Annotated in this window: 17 protein-coding genes; 11 read left to right on the plus strand and 6 right to left on the minus strand. The window is 64.8% G+C overall.

Features of this window, described 5'->3' with window-relative positions; translation table 11 throughout:
• The first annotated feature begins 179 nt into the window (after positions 1-179).
• The 3 genes from serS (at position 180) to surE (ending at position 2,840) form a co-directional block, all read left to right on the plus strand.
• Complete coding sequence (gene serS / locus IVB48_RS04130; protein ID WP_247397670.1) at positions 180-1,511, plus strand: serine--tRNA ligase; 1,332 nt, start codon at positions 180-182, stop codon at positions 1,509-1,511.
• A 94-nt stretch (positions 1,512-1,605) separates the two neighbouring features.
• Entirely contained in the window at positions 1,606-1,968 is a 363-nt protein-coding gene (locus IVB48_RS04135; RefSeq protein ID WP_247397672.1) for a hypothetical protein, read from the plus strand.
• A gap of 104 nt (positions 1,969-2,072) precedes the next feature.
• A complete protein-coding gene (gene surE / locus IVB48_RS04140) occupies positions 2,073-2,840 on the plus strand; it encodes a 5'/3'-nucleotidase SurE (RefSeq protein ID WP_247397674.1) in 768 nt (255 codons plus the stop codon).
• A gap of 35 nt (positions 2,841-2,875) precedes the next feature.
• Here surE and IVB48_RS04145 read toward each other — a convergent pair whose 3' ends face one another.
• Entirely contained in the window at positions 2,876-3,247 is a 372-nt protein-coding gene (locus IVB48_RS04145; RefSeq protein WP_007590670.1) for a response regulator, read from the minus strand.
• 225 nt (positions 3,248-3,472) lie between these two features.
• Here IVB48_RS04145 and IVB48_RS04150 point away from each other — a divergent pair, with 225 nt between their 5' ends.
• Positions 3,473-4,123 (plus strand): protein-L-isoaspartate(D-aspartate) O-methyltransferase, encoded by a 651-nt coding sequence (locus IVB48_RS04150; protein WP_247359434.1) that lies wholly within the window; start codon positions 3,473-3,475, stop codon positions 4,121-4,123.
• Positions 4,124-4,232: 109 nt separating this feature from the next.
• On the plus strand, positions 4,233-5,624 hold the full coding sequence (locus IVB48_RS04155) for a LysM peptidoglycan-binding domain-containing M23 family metallopeptidase (RefSeq protein ID WP_247397676.1): 1,392 nt from the start codon (positions 4,233-4,235) through the stop codon (positions 5,622-5,624).
• A 162-nt stretch (positions 5,625-5,786) separates the two neighbouring features.
• On the opposite strand, the gene IVB48_RS04160 is transcribed toward IVB48_RS04155, so the two are convergent.
• Entirely contained in the window at positions 5,787-6,803 is a 1,017-nt protein-coding gene (locus tag IVB48_RS04160; protein ID WP_247397678.1) for an ATP-binding protein, read from the minus strand.
• 181 nt (positions 6,804-6,984) lie between these two features.
• On the opposite strand from IVB48_RS04160, the gene yajC reads away from it, so the two are divergent.
• The 6 genes from yajC to IVB48_RS04190 are packed head-to-tail and all read left to right on the plus strand — an operon-like array spanning position 6,985 to position 12,641.
• Positions 6,985-7,353 (plus strand): preprotein translocase subunit YajC, encoded by a 369-nt coding sequence (gene yajC / locus IVB48_RS04165; protein ID WP_106944718.1) that lies wholly within the window; start codon positions 6,985-6,987, stop codon positions 7,351-7,353.
• 47 nt (positions 7,354-7,400) lie between these two features.
• Entirely contained in the window at positions 7,401-9,005 is a 1,605-nt protein-coding gene (gene secD / locus IVB48_RS04170) for a protein translocase subunit SecD (protein WP_247397679.1), read from the plus strand.
• A 16-nt stretch (positions 9,006-9,021) separates the two neighbouring features.
• Positions 9,022-10,047, plus strand: coding sequence for a protein translocase subunit SecF (secF, locus tag IVB48_RS04175; RefSeq protein ID WP_247397681.1), 1,026 nt, complete (start codon positions 9,022-9,024; stop codon positions 10,045-10,047).
• Between the two features lie 60 nt (positions 10,048-10,107).
• Positions 10,108-10,491, plus strand: a complete 384-nt coding sequence (locus IVB48_RS04180) for an Mth938-like domain-containing protein (protein WP_247397682.1) — start codon at positions 10,108-10,110, stop codon at positions 10,489-10,491.
• Positions 10,488-11,351: a phytoene/squalene synthase family protein gene (locus IVB48_RS04185; protein ID WP_247397683.1), complete on the plus strand. Its 864-nt coding sequence runs from the start codon at positions 10,488-10,490 to the stop codon at positions 11,349-11,351. Before IVB48_RS04180 ends, IVB48_RS04185 begins: the two co-directional genes overlap by 4 nt.
• A gap of 45 nt (positions 11,352-11,396) precedes the next feature.
• Positions 11,397-12,641, plus strand: coding sequence for a threonine ammonia-lyase (locus IVB48_RS04190; protein ID WP_247397684.1), 1,245 nt, complete (start codon positions 11,397-11,399; stop codon positions 12,639-12,641).
• A gap of 30 nt (positions 12,642-12,671) precedes the next feature.
• Here the strand turns inward: IVB48_RS04190 and IVB48_RS04195 are convergent, their stop codons facing one another.
• The 4 genes from IVB48_RS04195 to IVB48_RS04210 all read right to left on the minus strand — a co-directional run bounded on the left by IVB48_RS04195 (position 12,672) and on the right by IVB48_RS04210 (position 16,125).
• Positions 12,672-13,838 (minus strand): aminotransferase class V-fold PLP-dependent enzyme, encoded by a 1,167-nt coding sequence (locus IVB48_RS04195; protein ID WP_247397685.1) that lies wholly within the window; start codon positions 13,836-13,838, stop codon positions 12,672-12,674.
• A 29-nt stretch (positions 13,839-13,867) separates the two neighbouring features.
• Positions 13,868-14,281, minus strand: coding sequence for a GFA family protein (locus tag IVB48_RS04200; protein WP_027567073.1), 414 nt, complete (start codon positions 14,279-14,281; stop codon positions 13,868-13,870).
• A gap of 92 nt (positions 14,282-14,373) precedes the next feature.
• Positions 14,374-14,925, minus strand: a complete 552-nt coding sequence (locus tag IVB48_RS04205) for a CAP domain-containing protein (protein WP_035961291.1) — start codon at positions 14,923-14,925, stop codon at positions 14,374-14,376.
• A 105-nt stretch (positions 14,926-15,030) separates the two neighbouring features.
• The gene (locus IVB48_RS04210; RefSeq protein ID WP_219685499.1) at positions 15,031-16,125 is read right to left on the minus strand and encodes a serine/threonine protein kinase; all 1,095 of its coding nucleotides are present in this window, start codon (positions 16,123-16,125) and stop codon (positions 15,031-15,033) included.
• Between the last annotated feature and the right edge of the window lie 3 nt (positions 16,126-16,128).

Here is a 16,128-nt window from a genome sequence, read left to right on the forward strand (position 1 = left end):
ATTGCGCACTGGAGCGGGGAATCCAGTACGCCGCCGCCCATCGGGGGAATCACGGACGTCTCTGGAATACTGGATCACCCGCTTTCGCGGGCGATGACAGCCGTGCTAGGGGAAGCAGCCATTTGCATAAATGCAAATCCAGGATTTGCAGGATTGCAACAAGCCCCAGGACCTCGGCCATGCACGACATCAAATCGATCCGCGACAACCCGCAAGCCTTCGACGCCGGCCTTGCACGACGCGGCCTGAAGCCACTGTCGGCGTCGCTGCTCGCGATCGACGAGACCCGGCGTGCGGCGATCCTGGCTTCCGAGCAGGCGCAGGCGCGGCGCAATGCGGCCTCCAAGGAAATCGGCGATGCCAAGAAGGCGAAGGACGAGGCGCGCGCGGCGAAGTTGATGGCGGAAGTTACCGAGCTCAAGACCACGATGCCGGAGCTCGAGGCGACCGCGAAGGCTGCCGACGAGGAGCTCGCCAAGGAGCTCGCGGCGGTCCCGAATCTGCCGCTCGGCGAGGTGCCCGATGGTGTCGACGAGCGCGGCAATGTGCAGCGCCATATCTTCGGCAACAAGCGCAACTATGCGTTCGTGCCAAAACCCCATGACGATCTCGGCGCCGCGCTCGGTGACATGGATTTCGAGATCGCGGCGAAGCTCTCCGGCGCGCGCTTCGTCGTGCTGAAGAAGGGACTGGCGCGGCTCGAGCGCGCGCTCGGTCAGTTCATGCTGAATCTACACGTCGACGAGCACGGCTATACCGAGATCAATCCGCCGCTGCTCGTGCGTAACGAGATTATGTTCGGCACCGGACAATTGCCGAAATTCGAGGACGACCAGTTCTGGGCGATCAAGGGCGAATTGCTCGCCGAGCCCGACCATGAGCGGCTCCGCACCGAGCGTCTCGGGATCATTCCGACCGCGGAGGTGGCGCTCACCAATCTCGTCCGCGAATCCATCCTTGACGAAAAACAGCTGCCGATGCGACTGACCGCGCTGACGCCGTGCTTTCGCGCGGAGGCGGGCGCCGCTGGGCGCGACACCCGTGGCATGATCCGGCAGCACCAGTTCACCAAGGTCGAACTGGTCTCGATCACGACGCCGGAGACGAGCCAGGACGAGCACGAGCGCATGCTCGCCTGTGCCGAGGAAGTGCTGCGGCGGCTCGACCTGCATTACCGTGTGATGACGCTGTGCACCGGGGATATGGGTTTCTCGTCGCAAAAAACCTATGACATCGAGGTCTGGATGCCGGGCCAGGGCGACGGCGGGGCATTCCGCGAGATCTCGAGCTGCTCGGTGTGCGGCGATTTCCAGGCCCGCCGGATGGACGCGCGCTCGCGCGGCCCCGATGGCAAGCCGCGGTTCGTGCACACGCTCAACGGCTCCGGCACAGCGCTCGGCCGCGCGCTGATCGCCGTGATGGAGACCTATCAGCAGGAGGACGGCTCTATCGCGGTCCCCAGCGTGCTCCAGCCCTATATGGGCGGGCTGAAGGTGGTCGCACGCGACTAGGCGTGCTGCCCATCTGAAACGGAGAAACGTTTGGTTGCGAAGATCGGGCGGCCGGTTATCCTGCCGGCCACCCGACAACGCGAACCCATCGTTCATGGCCTTGCACCGCGATATCTTCTGGGTCGGCAGACAATGGGCGGTGACGGGTGCCGGCATCCAGGCTGTCGATCAGCGGCTGCGTGGCGTGCTCGACATCGAGATCACGCGGCTCTGGGACGATCATCTGGTCCAGAGCCGGCGGGCGAAGCCCGGTGTGAATGCCGCGGATTTCGACCAGGCACTGACGCTGGCGCGCGAACGCTTTCCGCAGACGCCGGTAGCGGACCCGTTCGTTGCACAGCTGGAGGCGCTCGGCGTGATCGAGGTGCCGATCGTGACCCGGGTCGTGCCGGCGATGAAATTGCATGCCGAGGGCCGGCTGGCGCGCTTCCTGCCGCAATGGCGCGTTCGTCGCTAACAGGACCAGGCCGGAAACCTGCCGCCGCCCCGACCGTCCGGTTTGCCTGATCGGCCCCGGCCGGATAAGACGGCTCAGACCCGCTTCAGGAATCGACCTTTTCCATGCGCATTCTCTGCACCAATGACGACGGCATCCACGCCCCCGGCCTCAAGGTCCTGGAGGAGATCGCGCGCGCATTGTCCGATGACGTCTGGGTGGTCGCGCCTGAGCTCGACCAGTCCGGCGTGTCGCATTCGCTGTCGCTGAACGATCCGCTGCGCCTGCGCGAGGTGGGTCCGCGGCATTTCGCGGTGCGCGGCACGCCGACCGACTGCGTCATCATGGGCGCGCGCCACATCCTCGGCGCCAAGCTGCCCGATGTCGTGCTGTCCGGCGTCAACAAGGGCCGCAACGTCGCCGAAGACGTGGTCTATTCCGGCACGATCGCCGGCGCGCTGGAGGGAACCATTTTGGGGCTGCCGTCCTTCGCCCTGTCGCAGGAGTTCAGCGTCGAGACCCGCGACCGGCCGCTATGGGACACTGCGCGCAAATTCGGGCCCGACATCCTGCGCAAGGTGATCGCGGCCGGCATCCCGAAGGACACGGTGATCAACGTCAACTTCCCGGCCTGCGCGCCGGAGGATGTGCTGGGCATTCAGGTGACGCGGCAGGGCAAGCGCAATCTCGGGTTCCTCAACATCGACGAGCGCAGGGACGGCCGTGGCAATCCCTATTTCTGGATCGGCTTCGAGCGCACCGCGATGATGGATACGCCGGCCGACGGCACCGATCTCGCGGCGCTGCGCGAGCGCTACGTCTCCGTCACGCCGCTCAGGCTCGACCGGACCAACGAGGGGTTTTCGGAGGCGCTGAGTGCGACGCTGAAGTAAGTCCGACGCTGAAGTAATCCGACCTCGAACGCGGCCTAGCCGCCGCGAAGCGCGGCTTCGATGGTCTTGCCGAGGGCGTCGAGCTGAAACGGCTTCTGAAGCGCCGGCCGATCGCGGTACTGCTCGGGCAGGCCGGAGGAGCCGTATCCGGTGGCGAAGATGAACGGGCAGCCCTTCGCCTTGATGACATCGGCGACCGGCGAGATGACCTTGCCGTTGACGTTGACGTCGAGAATGGCGATGTCGAACTCGGTTGCCTGGGCGAGCCGCATGGCTTCGGTGATGTCGCCAGCCTCGGCTGCGATCTTGTAGCCAAGCTCTTCGAGCATGTCCGCGACCATCATCCTGATCATCACCTCGTCTTCGACGAGGAATACAGAGCGGCCGGTAAGCCCCGTCGCAGTCATGGTCGAGTCCTTGCCCATCGCCAAAAACGTTCGCAGATAACATGAATCGACGCAATGCGCGTTTCGACGAACGGATGCCTGAAAATGGCCATCGCGGCTCGCCCGTTGCAAGCCAAATTGTGGTCAACTACGCCATCCTAAGCCTATCATGGGTTCCCTGAGCCGGAACAAGAATCTCGCGCCCCAGGTTGGCATCCCGGACCGCAAAGACAGCACAAGCAGGCAATGACCTCCCATCAGCACCCGCCGGAAAAGATGATGTTTCAGCTCACGCTGAGGCGTCGGGGCATCAGCGACCAGGCGGTCCTGCGGACCATGGAGGAGGTGCCGCGCGATCAATTCGTCGACGACGCCGATCGCGACGGCGCCTATCGCGACAGCGCGCTGCCGATCGCCTGCGGGCAGACCATCAGCCAGCCCTTCGTCGTCGCCTACATGACCGAGCAGCTCCAGCTTCAGAAGAAGCACCGCGTGCTCGAGATCGGCGCCGGCTCGGGCTACCAGGCGGCGGTGTTGTCGCGGCTCGCCGGTCAGGTGCTGACGGTCGAGCGTTACCGCAAGCTGGCGGATGCCGCACGTATCAGGCTTGAAAAGCTCAACTATCACAACGTCGAGGTGATGCTGGGCGACGGACTCAATCTGCCCCCCAATATCGGCCCGTTCGACCGCATCATCGTCACGGCCGCGATGGAGCAGCTCCCGGACAACCTGGTCGAGCGGCTGGAGGTGGGCGGCATCCTGATCGCGCCCGTCGGCCCGCATCAGGGGGTGCAGACGCTAATCCGCCTGAGCCGGACCGAAGCCGGGATCGAGCGCAAGGAACTTGTCGAGGTCCGGTTCGTGCCGGCGCTGCCCGGTGTGGCGCGGGAGCTGTAGATTTCCGGATTGGCTGTGCTGCCAACATCGTATTGGGAGGGTTAAGCCGTTATTTACTCGGCGCGTGTCTACTTAAAACACCAGTTCTGTTGCGTACGAGTGAGTAACCATGTCCGTTGCCGCCGAGTTGCTTTACTCGCGCCGTGTGCCGCAGGTCGCGGTGCTGGCGCTGATCTCCTTCAGCTTCGCAGGGTGCAGCGCCGACATGTCGTCGCGCATGTCCCAGTCGAACTTCTCCAATCCCTTTGCGCAGGAATCGACCGGTTCGGTGCAGCAGACACCGCCGCCGCAGCGTGAGTTGCCGCAATATTCGCGGCCGCAGACGCAGCCCGGTTATTATCAGTCGCAGCCTTTGCCGCCGGCGGTGTCCGCGCCGCAATCCTACCCCGTTGCGGCAGGCGGCGTGTCCGGAGGCGGCCGGGGTGTCGGGTCCTACGCACCCCCGGCGCAGCCGCATCTGGAGACCACGGCCACCGTGCCGCCGCGCTCGGTTGCAGCCGCCCAGCCGGTCGGTGGAACCAAGATCATCGTAGGCACCAGCGATACGCTCGACCTGCTTGCCAAACGCTATCGCGTCACGCCACAGGCGATTCTTGCCGCCAACGGCTATAAGGGGCCGCGCGCGCTCTCGCCCGGCCAGCAACTGATCATTCCGCACCAGGCTACGGCCGCTGCGCCCGCGCCGCTCATGGCTCCCGTTGCCGCTGCCCCCGCGCTGGCGCCTGCTGCGAGGCCGGTTGCGGCCGTTGCCGCGCCGTCGAGCACGCACTTCGTGAACCACGGCGACACGCTCGCCAGCATTGCCCGCAAGAACCATATCTCGGCGGCCGAACTGGCCCGCGCCAACGGCCTCGATCCCTCTGCAAAACTCAAGCTCGGCGCCAGGCTGGCCGTGCCCGGCGCCAAGACCGCAGCTGTCGCGGCACCGCTTGCCGCGGCTCCGGTCGGAGCCGCTCCGGTTGTGGGGACGCTGCAGCCCATTGCGGCCGCCCCTGCGCCCGCCACCAAGATGGCGGCCGTCGCCGCGCCGGTGCAGAGCGCGCGCCTGGCCCAGGCCACGGCGAATGTCGAAGACAAGGCCGCGGAGGCTCCGGCGAAAGCTGCGGAGACCACCAGCGCGCTGCCGACTTTCCGCTGGCCGGTGCGCGGCAAGGTGGTCACGAGCTACGGCGCCAAGACCAATGGCAAGTCCAACGATGGCATCAATCTCGCGGTGCCCGAGGGTACGCCGGTCAAGGCGGCTGAAGACGGTGTCGTTGCCTATTCCGGCAACGAGCTGAAAGGTTACGGCAATCTCGTCCTGGTTCGGCACTCCAACGGCTACGTCACCGCATATGCCCATGCGAGTGAGCTGATGGTGAAGCGCGGCGATACCATCAAGCGCGGCCAGGTCATTGCCAAGTCGGGTCAATCCGGGGAGGTGGCGTCGCCGCAGCTCCACTTCGAGATCCGTAAGGGATCGAGCCCGGTTGACCCGCTTCAATTCCTGAACGGGGCGTGAGCTTGAAATAGGGCGCGCCATCGCCATAAACGCGGTGTTGTCGCCCGGCTCGACCGGGCGACCCAGTACGCCGCAGCGTCTCGATCGATCAAAACCGTCTCCGGAATACTGGATTCCCCGCCTGCGCGGGGAATGACAGGTCAGGGAAGTGGCGGCAGCTTGCTACGTCGCCGTCAGCTTCACGCCAAGCCGTCCCGCAAGCTCCTGCACGAATTGCCAGGCGACGCGGCCCGAGCGCGAGCCGCGCGTCGTCGACCATTCAAGTGCCTCGCGCTCCAGCGCGTCGTCGTCGACCTTGACGCCGAAATGGCTGCAATAGCCCCGCACCATGGCGAGATATTCGTCCTGGCTGCAGCGGTGGAAGCCGAGCCAGAGACCAAAGCGATCCGACAGCGAGACCTTCTCCTCGACGGCTTCGCCGGGATTGATCGCGGTCGAGCGCTCGTTCTCGATCATCTCGCGCGCCAGCAGATGGCGGCGGTTGGAGGTGGCGTAGAGGATGACGTTCTCCGGCCGACCCTCGATGCCACCTTCGAGCACCGCCTTGAGCGATTTGTAGGACGCATCATTGCCGTCGAAGGAGAGGTCGTCGCAGAACACGATGAAGCGGAAGGACGCGGCGCGAAGCTGCTCCATCAGCGCCGGCAGGCTCTCGATGTCCTCGCGATGAATCTCGATCAGCTTCAGTCTGTCGGCCGGTTTGCGCTCCGCGTTGATGCTGGCATGCGCCGCCTTCACGAGCGACGACTTGCCCATGCCGCGCGCGCCCCAGAGCAATGCGTTGTTGGCGGGCAATCCGTTGGCGAAGCGCTCGGTGTTCTCCATCAGGATGTCGCGCATCCGGTCGACGCCCTTGAGCAGGAACAGTTCGACGCGGCTGACCCGCGGCACCGCCGCAAGGCGGCCGTCCGGATGCCAGACGAAAGCATCCGCCTGCTTGAACGACTCGCGTTCGACGGCGGGCTTGCCTTGAGCGGAGAGGTGCGCCGCGATCGTCTCCAGCGCGCGAACCATGCGCTCCTGGGAGACGCTTTGGCCGGCCTTCGAAGTTGTCTTGGAAGTCGCCTTGGAAGCCGCTTTGAGGGCGGCCTTGGGACGTTTTGCCGCGACGCGGGCTGGCTTCGTGGCAGGGGTACGGGGGCCTTTGCCGGCCGGGCTTTTGCTTGGTTTTTGGGGCATGTCCGAAGTTCCTGAGAATGCAGCCTTATCGGGCCTGAGCGCGCGCCGCAAGGTGGCTAAAAAGGGCGGTCTGGCGGCGTTGCAATTGGGGCAATGGCCGCTATAGTCCGCGCGAATTTGACCGAACCGGTCGCCATTTGGGCCTGACCGGTTTTCCCCCGTTCTCACGAGGATCGTCCGAATGCTGATTACCCCTGCGTATGCCCAGGCTGCGGGCGCCGGCGACACCAGCGGCATGTTGATGTCGCTGCTGCCGTTCGCCCTGATCTTCGTGATCATGTACTTCCTGATTCTGCGTCCGCAGCAGAAGAAGGTCCGTGACCACGCCGACCTCGTGAAGAACATCCGCCGCGGCGACACCGTCGTGACCTCGGGCGGCCTCGTCGGCAAGGTCACCAAGGTCGTCGACGACGACCAGATCGAGTTCGAGATCGCCGATGGTGTGCGCGTGCGGCAGATGCGCTCGATGGTCTCCGGCGTGCGCGCCAAGGGCGAGCCGGCCAAGGAAAGCGCCAAGGATAGCGCCAAGGACGACGCCGCGGCGAAGTGAGCGCTTCCGCGAGTCTCTGAAATCCCCTGATCTGACAGGTCCAGTCGATGTTGTATTTCACGCGGTGGAAGGCGCTCGGGATTATCCTGACGGCGCTGATCGTGTGCCTCTGCGCGGTCCCGAACTTCTTTCCGGAAGCGCAGGTCAAGACCTGGCCCGCCTGGGCGCAGCGGCGGCTCGTGTTGGGTCTCGACTTGCAGGGCGGCTCCTCTCTGCAGCTCGAGGTCGATTCCAACTATGTGAAGAAGGAAAAGCTCGACCAGATCCGCGACGACGTCCGTCGCGTGCTGCGCGAGGCCAAGATCGGCTTCACCGGCGGCGTCACCGTGCGCAACGACGCGGTCGAGGTTCGCATCACCAAGGACACCGACGCACAGCCGGCGCTCGCCAAGTTGCGCGAGCTTGCGCAGCCGATTGGCGGCCTGATGGGGTCCAGCGGTCAGCGCGACCTTGAGGTCGCCGATGCTGGTGGCGGATTGATCCGCCTCAGTATTCCGGAGGCCGCGATGCTCGACCGCATGCGCAAGACCATCGAGCAGTCGATTCAGATCGTTGAGAAGCGCGTCAACGAGCTCGGCACCGTCGAGCCGATCATCCAGCGTCAGGGTAACGACCGCATTCTGGTGCAGGTGCCGGGCTTGCAGGATCCCACCCACTTGAAGGAACTGTTGGGCAAGACCGCGAAAATGGAATTTCGCATGGTCGATCCCTCGGTGCCGCCGGACCAGGCGCAGCCGGGCCGGATTCCACCGGAGTCAGAACTGCTGCCGGCCGCCACACCGCCGCCGTCCAACTATGTGGTCAAAAAGCAGGTGCTGGTTGCGGGCGGCGACCTGACCAACGCCCAGGCGACCTTTGACCAGCGTACCAACGAGCCGGTCGTCAGCTTCACGTTCAATACCTCGGGGGCGCGCAAGTTCTCACAGGCCACACAGGAGAATGTCGGGCTGCCCTTCGCGATCATCCTCGACGGCAAGGTGATCTCGGCGCCGGTCATTCGCGAGCCGATCACCGGCGGTCAGGGCCAGATCTCCGGCAGTTTCACCGTGCAGTCGGCCAACGACCTCGCGATCCTGCTGCGCGCCGGCGCCCTGCCTGCGCCGCTCACGGTGGTCGAGGAACGCACCGTCGGTCCGGGCCTCGGCCAGGACTCGATCGAGAAGGGCGAGCTTGCGGCTTACGTCGGCTCGATCCTGGTCGTCATCTTCATGCTGTTGACCTACCGGCTGTTCGGGGTGTTCGCCAACATCGCGGTGGCCATCAACGTCGCAATGATCTTCGGCCTGTTGTCGCTGCTCAGTGCCACGCTGACCCTGCCAGGCATCGCCGGCATCGTGCTCACTGTCGGCATCGCGGTGGACTCAAACGTGCTGATCTATGAGCGCATCCGCGAGGAGTTGCGCGGCGGGAGAAGCCCGATCTCGGCGATCGATGCAGGCTTCAAGCGGGCGCTTGCGACCATTCTCGATTCCAACATCACGACCTTCATCGCCGCTGCCGTGCTGTTTATGATCGGCACGGGTCCTGTGCGCGGCTTCGCAGTGACGCTGGGCATCGGCATCATCACCACGGTCTTCACCGCCTTCACCATGACCCGCCTGATCGTCGCATGGTGGGTGCAGTGGACGCGGCCGAAGACTGTGCCGATTTGATCATTCGAGGCCGGCTGTGACCACTACTCAACTCGTTCTCATTTCTCTCGGCGTCCTGATTGCCGTGCTGACCGTGGTCAGCGTGCTCGGCCTCCTGCCGTCGCTGCGCATCGTGCCAGACGAGACGCATTTCGACTTCACGCGCTTCCGCCGTATCAGCTTCCCGATCTCGGCGGCGCTGTCGATCGTCGCTATCACGCTGTTCTTTACCCATGGCCTGAACTTCGGCATCGACTTCAAGGGCGGCACCTTGATGGAGGTGAGAGCCAAGTCGGGCTCCGCCGATCTTGCGCAGATGCGCTCGACCCTTGGCACCCTGGGACTCGGCGAAGTCCAGCTGCAGCAATTCGGTGGCCCCGCTGACGTGCTGCTTCGCGTTGCTGAGCAGCCGGGCGGCGACAAGGCGCAGCAGGCAGCTGTGGACAAGGTTCGCGGCGCGCTCGGCGAGTCCGTGGAGTATCGCCGCGTCGAGGTGGTGGGCCCGCGTGTCTCCGGCGAGCTGCTGAGTTGGGGCATGCTCGGCCTGATGCTCGCGATCGTCTCGATCCTGATCTATCTCTGGTTCCGCTTCGAATGGCAGTTCGCGCTCGGGGCCATGATCGCCAACGTGCACGACATCGTGCTGACGATCGGCTTCATGTCGATCAGTCAGGTCGATTTCGACCTGACCAGCATCGCCGCGCTTCTGACCATTTTGGGCTATTCGCTCAACGACACCGTCGTCATCTACGACCGCATCCGTGAAATGCTGCGGCGCTATAAGAAGATGCCGATGCCGCAGCTTCTCAACGAATCGATCAACTCGACGCTGTCGCGCTCGATCATCACCCATTTCACCGTGACGCTGGCGCTGCTGGCGCTGCTGCTGTTCGGCGGTCATGCCATCCACAGCTTCACCGCGGTCATGATGTTCGGCGTGGTGCTGGTCGGCACCTATACCTCGATCTTCATTGCAGCCCCGATCCTGATCTATCTCGGCGTCGGCGAGCATCGCGAAGATGCGGTCGATAAGGCTACGCCGGCGAAGAAAAGCAAGGCATGATCCGAACCGCATGCCCTCGCAGGGGTTTGCGAGGGCAGTAAGCTCATTCGGACGAAGCTCATGGCCGGCGATCCCAACGCACCGCATTTCCCCCGCTCGGCGCCGATCGAAGCCTATGGCAAGGGCGGCTTTGCCTTTGCCGGCATGTCGCATCGGGGATCGCTGCTTTGCCTGCCCGACGCGATCTGGGCCTGGGACGTTACCGACCCCGCGAAGATCGACCGCTATTCGCTTGATCGAGTCTTCAAGTCCGCCAACAGCATCGACACGCTCCTGATCGGCACCGGAACCGAAGTCTGGCTGCCGCCGGCGGAACTGCGCCAGGCGCTCAAAGCGGCGCGGGTGGTTCTGGACACGATGCAGACCGGTCCCGCCGTGCGCACCTACAACATCATGATCGGCGAACGGCGGCGCGTCGCGGCCGCGCTGATCGCCGTGCCATGAGTGGCTCCGCGCCGCCGCCGGATTCTGCCGCGTTCTGCGCTGACCTCGTACGCAGCCACGACTTTCCGCGCTATGCCGCGACCCTTTTCGCGCCCGCTGCCGAGCGTCGCGCGCTGCTGGCGCTCTATGCCTTCAATGTCGAGATCGTCCGCGTCCGCGACCAGGTGAGCCAGCCCTTGCCCGGTGAAATCCGCCTGCAATGGTGGACCGACATGCTGTCGGGCCAGGTCCATGGCAGCGCCGAGGGCAATCCGGTAGCGGCGGAGCTGCTCCGCGCAATCCGTGCTTTCGACCTGCCGGTCGAGCCGCTGTCGCTGCTCGCCGACGAGCATCAATTCGATCTCTACAACGACCCAATGCCAACAATGGCGGCGCTGGAAGGCTACCTCGCGGCGACCTCATCGGCGCTGTTCGATTTCGCCGCCCGGATCATGGGACCACCGTCGGAGGCGGCCGAGCATCTCGCCCGCCATGCCGGGCTGGCGCAGGGCATCGTACAGGTCATCGCCAATCTGCCGCGCGATGCGGCGCGCCGGCAATTGTTCCTGCCGCAGCAGGTGCTGGCGAGCCACGATTGCAACGTGGAAGACGTGTTCGCCGGCAAGGAGACGCCAAACTTGCGCGCCGCGCTGGACCAACTCTCGGGCGAGGCGCGGCAACATTTGACGACGGCCTTGTCGCTGCTGGTGGAGGTGCCGGCATCCGTGCGTCCAGCGTTCCTTCCGCTGAGCCAGGTACGGGCCGACCTCAAGCGCTTGTCGCAGCCCGGGCGTAATCCGTTCACGCCGGAGCAATCGCCGCGGCTGCGCACGCTGTGGACGCTGTGGCGGGCCTCGCGTTCCCGGGAATTTACCAAATAGCGGTTGGCTTATCGCCTCAAACTGCCAAATGCCCTATGCTGTCCCATGGCTGAGTTGTCCCAAAGCATCGCCACTGATCTCAGCGGCCTTCCGATCTCGCTGAGCGAAATCCATGCCGCTGCCGAGACGATCCGCGGCGCCGTCGTCGAGACGCCCTGTAGCTACAGCCGCACGCTGAGCAATATCTGCGGCTGCGACATCTGGCTGAAATTCGAGAACCTCCAGTTCACCTCCTCGTTCAAGGAGCGCGGCGCGCTCAACCGCCTCACGGCGCTGACGCCGGAGGAGCGCGCGCGAGGCGTCGTCGCGATGTCGGCGGGTAATCACGCGCAAGGCGTCGCCTATCACGCCAAGCGGCTCGGCATTCCCGCCACCATCGTCATGCCGGTCGGCACGCCCATGGTGAAGGTCGAGAACACCAGGCATCACGGTGCTGAGGTGGTGGTGACGGGCGCCACGCTGGAGGAGGCGGCCGCGTATGCGCGCAGCCACGGCGAAGCCCGCGGCATGATCTTCGTCCATCCCTATGACGATCCACTTGTCATCGCGGGGCAGGGCACGGTCGGGCTGGAAATACTCAAGGCCGTGCCGGAGCTCGATACGCTGGTCGTCCCGATCGGCGGCGGTGGCCTGATCAGCGGGATCGCCATTGCCGCGAAATCGATCAAGCCGTCGCTGCGGATCCTCGGCGTCGAGGCCTGGCTCTACCCCTCGATGTACAATGCCATCCATAACGGCAATCTGCCGGCGCGTGGCGACACACTCGCCGAAGGCATCGCGGTGAAGTCGCCCGGCAAGCTCACGACCGAAATCGTCCGCCGCCTTGTCGACGACATTGCGCTCGTCAACGAAGCCGAGCTCGAGCGCGCGGTGGCAACCCTGATCTCGATCGAGAAGACGGTTGTCGAAGGCGCCGGCGCCGCTGGTCTCGCCGCACTGATGTCCGACCCGTCCCGTTTCGCCGGCCAGAAGGTCGGGCTGGTGCTGAGCGGCGGCAATATCGACACGCGGCTGATTGCATCAGTCCTGACCCGCGAGTTGGCGCGTGAGGGGCGGCTCACCCAGCTGTCGCTCGACATCCCCGACAGGCCTGGCCAACTGGCTGCGGTCGCGGCACTGCTGGCCGAGGCCGGCGCCAACATCATCGAGGTCTCGCACCAGCGCACCTTCTCGGATCTTCCGGCCAAGGCAACGTTGCTGCAATTGGTGATCGAGACCCGCGACAGCGCCCATCTCGACGAGGTCATGGCGAAGCTTGGGGCATCCGGATTGAGTGCGCGCTGTACCTGAGCTGTGCGCGCGCCCGCCGCTATCGCGGCGTCAAACCGCCAGATGGACGATCAACCGATCGATCTCGGCTTCCGTATTGTAGTAATGCGGGGAGGCGCGCACCACCGGCGGCAGCGAGCGAATTTCGGCATCGATGCGCGTGCTCGACGGATCTGAGGCACCGATCGTGATGCCGGCTGCGGCCGCGTTGCTGACGACCGCTTCAGCCTCGTACCCGTCCACCGTGAAGCTGACGATGGCTCCCGGAGCGCGTCCGAGGTCACGAATTCTGATACCGCGAATGGACGCAAGGCCGCCCCGGAGGCGGTCCGCCAGCATGCGGCAACGCTGCTCGATGGGGCCTATCCCGATATCGAGGGCATAATCGACAGCCGCGCCCAGCCCAAGCCGGGCTGCGTAGTTGTTCTCCCAGGTCTCGAAACGGCGCGCATCGTCACGCAGCCGGTAAGCGTCCCGGGACACCCAGGGTGCGGCGAAGTGGTCGATCATTGGCGGTTCGAGCCGCTGCAGCATCGCCCGGCGGACGTAGAGAAAACCGGTGCCGCGCGGGCCGCGGAGGAATTTGCGACCGGTCGCCGACAACATGTCACAGCCGATGGCCTCGACGTCGACCGCCATTTGTCCGACCGCCTGGCAGGCGTCGAGCAGATAAGGAATGCCTCGCGCTCGCGCGATCTTGCCGACGGCCGCAGCCGGATTGACCAGCCCGCCATTGGTCGGAACCCATGTGATCGCAATCAGTTTCACGCGCTCATCGATCATGCTTTCGAGCGCGTCAACGTCGAGCTCGCCGCTAGCATCGCTCGGCACGATGTCGATCGCGACGCCTGTTCGCTTGGCGACCTGGAGAAAGGCGACATAGTTGGCAGCGTACTCCGCCTCGGCGGTCAGGATCCGGTCGCCCTGACGAAATGGAAGCGCGTAGAACGCCATCTGCCAAGCAACCGTCGCATTCTCCATGAGGGCGATCTCATCGGGTGCGGCATCCAGCAGGCGCGCCACTGAGCCGTAGACGGATTCGAGCCGGGGCGCCTCACGGTCGGCGGCGGCATAGCCTCCGACCTCGCTCTCCAGATCGATATGCTGCTTCATGGCTTCGGCGACAGCGACAGGCATGAGAGCCGCCCCCGCGTTGTGCAGATACGCAAGTCTGGAAGTGGCTGGCGTGTCGGCACGTACTCGCTCGATGTTGATCAAGTCAATCTCCGGCTCGGACTATCGTCGCGTCAGTGCGGCATTTCCTCGAACTGCGGCAGGTTGAGCGGCGTGTTCCACGACATGCGACGCTTGGTGAACATCTCGAGCTTCGGTGCGACGAGGTCGGGCCGGTCGAGGCTGCCCAACTGGACGAAGAACGTCTTGGGGAAGCTATCGAGGTTAGTGGTAAAGACCCGCGAACCGCATTCCGGGCAGAAATTGCGATCCAGGCCTTTGCCGGAATTGGCGATGTAGTGAAACGCCTTCGGCTTGCCGCAGAGAAGCGTGAAATCGTCCTCGGGCACCGCGAAGAAGGTCGCCATCTCGCCGCCGGAAGCGCGCTTGCAATCGTTGCAATGACAATTGGCGATGAAGGACGGATCGGTGCTGAATTCGAACTTGATTGCGCCACAGGCGCATTGAGCGGTGTATTTTTTGGCCATTGATCGCCTCAGGTTGGTTGAGGATAGCGGCGCGGTCATATTGGCCGGTCGGAGAAGCGCGCGCAACAATGCTTCCGGCGTGGCGTCTCGCCTCAGATGCAGAGGCCGAGCAGCTTGATGTGGCAGCCGCCGGATTTGGGCTTGCTCGCAGGAGCGGCTTCGCGTTTCACGGCAACGAGGGGCTCCTTGTCCTTCTTGCCTTTGCCCTTCGGCTCGTAGTCGCCGGCGATCACCATCGCCCAATAGGTGCGTTTGCCGCTGGCGTTTTTCGCGCTCGCGATCCCGACGCGGGAAGCGTTGTGCAGCAGCAAATTTTTGCGGTGTCCCGACGAGTCGATCCACTGTCCCAGGGTCTTCTCGAAATTGTCGTAGCCGTAGGCGATGTTCTCGGCGGCGCGGCCTGCGCCGGCCGGTGCGACCCGGCGGTTGAACGGGCCGAGGGCGTCGTGACTGAGGTCGTCCTTCGTCGCCATCGCGCGCGCCTGGTCCATTGCGATGCGGTCGAGGGTCGAATCGCGGACGACGCGGACCTCTCCATGTTTGAGGCGGAAGCTGGAGATCAGCTCGGCCGGGGACTCGGCCATTGCGGGCGCGGCGGCGAGCAGCAGAAGGCCGGCGATCAGGCCGCCAACCACACGATGCATCATCGTCCCCCGAGTGCCCATGACCCCGCCAAGCCCCGCCGCCAAGTTCGAATTATCGGATCGCTTCTCTATCGCCAATGTGGACGCTTCAAGGCGTGATCCACACTAGCCGGCAGGCAGGTCGGCCTCGAAATTGAAGCGGTCGCGCAGGTTCTTGCGCTGCTCCAAGATGTCCTTGAGGAAAGCGCGGTCCTGGTCGTTCTTCATCATCGGCTCGATCAGGTCGAGCTGGTTCATGGCGACCAGTTGCAGAATCTCCGTGCGCGGCTTGCCGTCGGCGTTGCGTGGCAGCGCGTGCACGACCTGGATGTGTTCCGGGGGCTTCGGCCCTTTGGCGGCGCTGAGCTCGTTCCGCAATTGGCCTTCGAGCGCGGCCTGATCGGCTTCGACGAAGGCATAGAGCCCGACGCCGGAGCGGCGGTCGGCAAAGGCCACGATGGCGGTGTCGCGCACGGCGGGGTTCTTGCGGATCAATTCCGCCAACACCGGCGCGTCGTTGACGAGCCTTCGGCCGCCGCCTTCACGGTCGGTGAAGTTGAACAGGCCGCGCGTGATTGCCCGATAAACCTTCTTGCCGGTAGCCAGCCAGAGGCTGGCGGCGAACGACTTCTTCGCCAGGATTTTCCGCTCGCGCGGCGTCAGCGCCTCGGGCGCGTAGGAGCGCTTGTGCTTGAGCAGATGCCGGAGATCTTCATAGGCCAAGATGCGGTAAAGCCGGCCGCGCCGGTCGAAGCAGGCCGCGAGCTGGAAGTCGGTCACATAGGCGCGACCGTCGCGGCCGACCAGCCAGTTCTGTTCCTTGGCAAGATCGTTGTGGCAGATGCCGGCGCGGCGCAGCCGTCGCAGCGCGGCCTTGGCCGAGCGAAAATAGGCGAGGTCGCCATGCGGTTTCGCCAGATGCAGCGCGACGCCATCGACGAAGCTGCGCACCAGCGCGCGGCGTCCGGCCCACAGCAGCTCAGGGCCGACATCGAGTCCCTTGGCGAGTGCGAGCGCATGCGTCTCGCGGGCGAACAGATGGCGCGCCAAAAGGAATGACCACCACGGCACCTCGTCGAGGCGGCGCAGCACCGCGTCGACCTCGCCGTCATCGTCGCGGAAGCGGCCGCGCTCGACCGTCGAGAACACGTCGCGCTTGAGCAGCACGCCCTCGGTCCAGCGCGCCGAGAGTGTTGCGGCGTCGTCTTTGGGAAGGTTCATCGA

This window comes from Bradyrhizobium sp. 76 (assembly GCF_023073025.1).
Taxonomy (GTDB): Bacteria; Pseudomonadota; Alphaproteobacteria; order Rhizobiales; family Xanthobacteraceae; genus Bradyrhizobium.